Origin of the sequence: Succinivibrio sp. (genome assembly GCF_045124615.1) — a bacterium.
GTDB lineage: Bacteria > Pseudomonadota > Gammaproteobacteria > Enterobacterales > Succinivibrionaceae > Succinivibrio > Succinivibrio faecicola.
In genome coordinates this window covers 1-2,854 of the sequence record NZ_JBGVMC010000150.1, presented here as the reverse complement: position 1 = coordinate 2,854, position 2,854 = coordinate 1, and the positions used below count along the sequence as shown (strand labels likewise).

Here is a 2,854-nt window from a genome sequence, read left to right as displayed (position 1 = left end):
AATTCCATAGGCTTTGATAATGGTCTGTATTTTTCAAAAGCGTTTCACAAAAAGAAAGGAATATCACCGAAAGAATATCGCAATAAAAAAGGAGATGCCTAGGCATCTCCCATTCTTTACGCTCTATTAGTTTAATTTGTTTTTTGCAACGTCTACTAATTTAGCAAATCCAGCTGCATCTGTAACTGCCATGTCAGCTAATACTTTACGGTTCAAATCAACGTTAGCTAATTTTAATCCGTGCATGAACTGGCTGTATGAAAGTCCGTTTAAACGAGCTGCTGCGTTGATACGAGCAATCCATAACTGACGGAACTGTCTCTTTCTCTCTTTACGTCCAGCGTAAGAACTTGTTAAGGCTCTCATTACTGACTGTTTTGCTACTCTATACTGTTTAGATCTAGCGCCTCTGTAGCCTTTTGCTAATTTTAAAACTCTATTATGTCTTTTTTTAGCGCCTAAGCCGCCTTTTACTCTTGCCATTTTTTATTCCTCCTTAACTAATTCTTATAAATATGGTAAAATCTTCTTCATATTCTTAACATTTGTCTGGTCAGTCATAGCTGCCTTTCTAAGATTTCTCTTAGTCTTTGTTGTCTTCTTTGTTAAGATATGTCTCTTGTAAGCTTTATTTCTCTTTAACTTTCCTGTTCCTGTAAGTTTGAAACGTTTTGCAGCTGCTCTGCTTGTCTTCATTTTTGGCATTGTGTTTTTCCTCCTTAAATTGTTATCTTTTCTCTGCCAGCACCATACCTATGCTTCTGCCTTCTACCTTAGGTGCTTTCTCCACTACAGCAATATCCGAAAGAGCTTCAGCGAAGTCATCCAAAATATGCTTGCTACTATTCATATGAGCCATCTCACGTCCTCTAAAACGAAGCGTAATCTTAACTTTATTACCTTTTGCAAGGAATTTACGTGCAGCATTCGTCTTGGTATTCAAGTCGTTAGCTTCAATATTAGGTGAAAGACGAATCTCCTTCAATTCAACAGTCTTCTGCTTTTTCTTGGCATCTTTTTCTTTACGAGCCTGCTCGTAACGATATTTACCATAATCAATCACCTTACAAACAGGTGGCTTTGCATTTGGAGCAATCTTCACAAGATCTAGTCCTGCTTCATCAGCAATTTTCTGTGCCTCTCTAGATGAAACAATTCCTAACTGCTCACCATCTGCTCCGATAAGTCTAACCTCTTTGTCTCTGATTTGTTCATTAATCATTAATTCGCTAATGGTCTTGTACCTCCAATAAAAAATAGTGGATAGGCAGACTATCCACTATTACAATCTCTAACACAATTAAATGTTGGAAATATTAACTCTAAGTCGCTCATTTGCGCTTAGGTGAGAGTGGATACTCTACTTTGTTTTCTTACAACTTCTAAAGTTTAACATGTTATCCTTATATTGTCAACATGTTATTTTAAAATTTCTTTTAAAGTTATTTTAAAATTTCTTTTAAAGACTTATAAACTTTTTTCCTGGTAATTTCAACCAAACCAAGCTTCGTCATATCAATATATTGACACAAAACATCATCTTTTGTCAATAATGTTTTTAAATATGTTATTAATTCTGTCTGTATATCATCTGACTTCATATTAATAAAATCAACTATTATCATCCCCGAAATATTACGCAGCTTTAACTGCCTTGCAATTTCAAAAGCAGCTTCTTTATTCGTTTTTAAAACAACACTTTCTTTTGATGCACTGCCTTTTGATGAATTTACATCAATAAATGTTAATGTTTCGAGCTGTTCAAAAATGATATTTCCACCTGAGGGCAACCACACCTGCTTTGAAGTCATTTTTGAAAGATTACTTTCGAACTGATATAACAATCTGAGCGGATAATCATCTTTATATAAACAAAGCTTTTCACAAGCAGCCAAATCTGGAAAATATTTTTTCAACTCATCATAAATTCTGTGATTATCAGTCAATATACATTCGATTTTTTCAAAATTTAATCCTTTAAGTTTTGAAATATATAATTCTTCAGCTTCATATAATTGTTCATACATATTCAAATGAATGCAACGAGATAGTATTTCTTCAATTTGCCTGATATTATTTTTTAAATCAGATTCCAAAACTGTATTATCTATTTCTTGTGCAGCTGTTCTTACAACAATTCCAAAATCATCTTTATAATTTGATTTTTCTAGTACAACATCAACAATATTCTTAATCTCATTTGCTCTTTCTGATGATATCTTACGAGAAATTGATTTCGTTTTATTATTGGTTGTAGAAATACAATATTTAGTAGATATAGAAATATTTGTAGAAACTATAGGATCTTTTGTTTTAACAGCATCTTTTGTAACCTGAACTAATATTTCATCGCCTTCACATAATTCTGGTTTTTTTGACTTCTTACAAGTATACACTGGATTTTTTGCATCTCTTAGTGAAAGATAGCATGTAATATCTTTTGCAATCTTTACAAATGCTGCGTCAATCCCCTTTACGACCTTATCTACTCTAGCAATATAAACATTGCCTACAAGAGACTTCTGATCTTTTGGATATATGAAAAACTTTTGATATTTTCTATTCTCATCCATTTCAATAAAAACTACAAAATCTCGCTTTTTGTAATTTATTTCAGAAATCACAATTCTATTCATCAGTTAGTAATCTCCATCCCCATATCTAAAAGTGAAACAAATTCTCCCTTATCATTACAAGAATATACTTCATTCCTATGAATCTGTATAGCTGACGAATTATATTCCAGACCACATTTTTTATAGATTGATTCTAATACAAATTCTGGCTTGATATTGTCATTACTTCCAGTAGAGACCTTCATAAAAAACTGTGTATTACCATTATTGTTGACAGT

Annotated in this window: 5 protein-coding genes and 1 pseudogene; 1 reads left to right on the top strand and 5 read right to left on the bottom strand. The window is 32.5% G+C overall.

What is annotated here, in order from left to right:
- Positions 1 to 6 precede the first annotated feature (6 nt).
- Positions 7 to 102 (top strand): AraC family transcriptional regulator, encoded by a 96-nt coding sequence (locus ACJML3_RS03975; protein ID WP_406020826.1) that lies wholly within the window; start codon positions 7 to 9, stop codon positions 100 to 102.
- 24 nt (positions 103 to 126) lie between these two features.
- Here ACJML3_RS03975 and rplT read toward each other — a convergent pair whose 3' ends face one another.
- From rplT to ACJML3_RS03950, 5 genes and pseudogenes are all read right to left on the bottom strand, one after another.
- Entirely contained in the window at positions 127 to 483 is a 357-nt protein-coding gene (rplT, locus tag ACJML3_RS03970) for a 50S ribosomal protein L20 (protein ID WP_406020824.1), read from the bottom strand.
- 24 nt (positions 484 to 507) lie between these two features.
- On the bottom strand, positions 508 to 705 hold the full coding sequence (gene rpmI / locus ACJML3_RS03965; RefSeq protein ID WP_406020823.1) for a 50S ribosomal protein L35: 198 nt from the start codon (positions 703 to 705) through the stop codon (positions 508 to 510).
- A 22-nt stretch (positions 706 to 727) separates the two neighbouring features.
- Positions 728 to 1,222 (bottom strand): translation initiation factor IF-3, encoded by a 495-nt coding sequence (gene infC, locus ACJML3_RS03960; protein WP_406020821.1) that lies wholly within the window; start codon positions 1,220 to 1,222, stop codon positions 728 to 730.
- A gap of 220 nt (positions 1,223 to 1,442) precedes the next feature.
- Positions 1,443 to 2,636, bottom strand: coding sequence for a ribonuclease E/G (locus ACJML3_RS03955; protein WP_406020819.1), 1,194 nt, complete (start codon positions 2,634 to 2,636; stop codon positions 1,443 to 1,445).
- Positions 2,636 to 2,854 (bottom strand): annotated as a pseudogene (locus ACJML3_RS03950) (Fe-S oxidoreductase); the annotation flags it as partial. The gene ACJML3_RS03955 and the pseudogene ACJML3_RS03950, both read right to left, overlap by 1 nt.

Excerpts from the sequence above, each read along its gene's own strand:
- rplT (WP_406020824.1), bottom strand. The coding sequence starts at position 483 with ATGGCAAGAGTAAAAGGCGGCTTAGGCGCTAAAAAAAGACATAATAGA.
- rpmI (WP_406020823.1), bottom strand. The coding sequence starts at position 705 with ATGCCAAAAATGAAGACAAGCAGAGCAGCTGCAAAACGTTTCAAACTT.
- infC (WP_406020821.1), bottom strand. The coding sequence starts at position 1,222 with ATGATTAATGAACAAATCAGAGACAAAGAGGTTAGACTTATCGGAGCA.
- ACJML3_RS03955 (WP_406020819.1), bottom strand. The coding sequence starts at position 2,636 with ATGAATAGAATTGTGATTTCTGAAATAAATTACAAAAAGCGAGATTTT.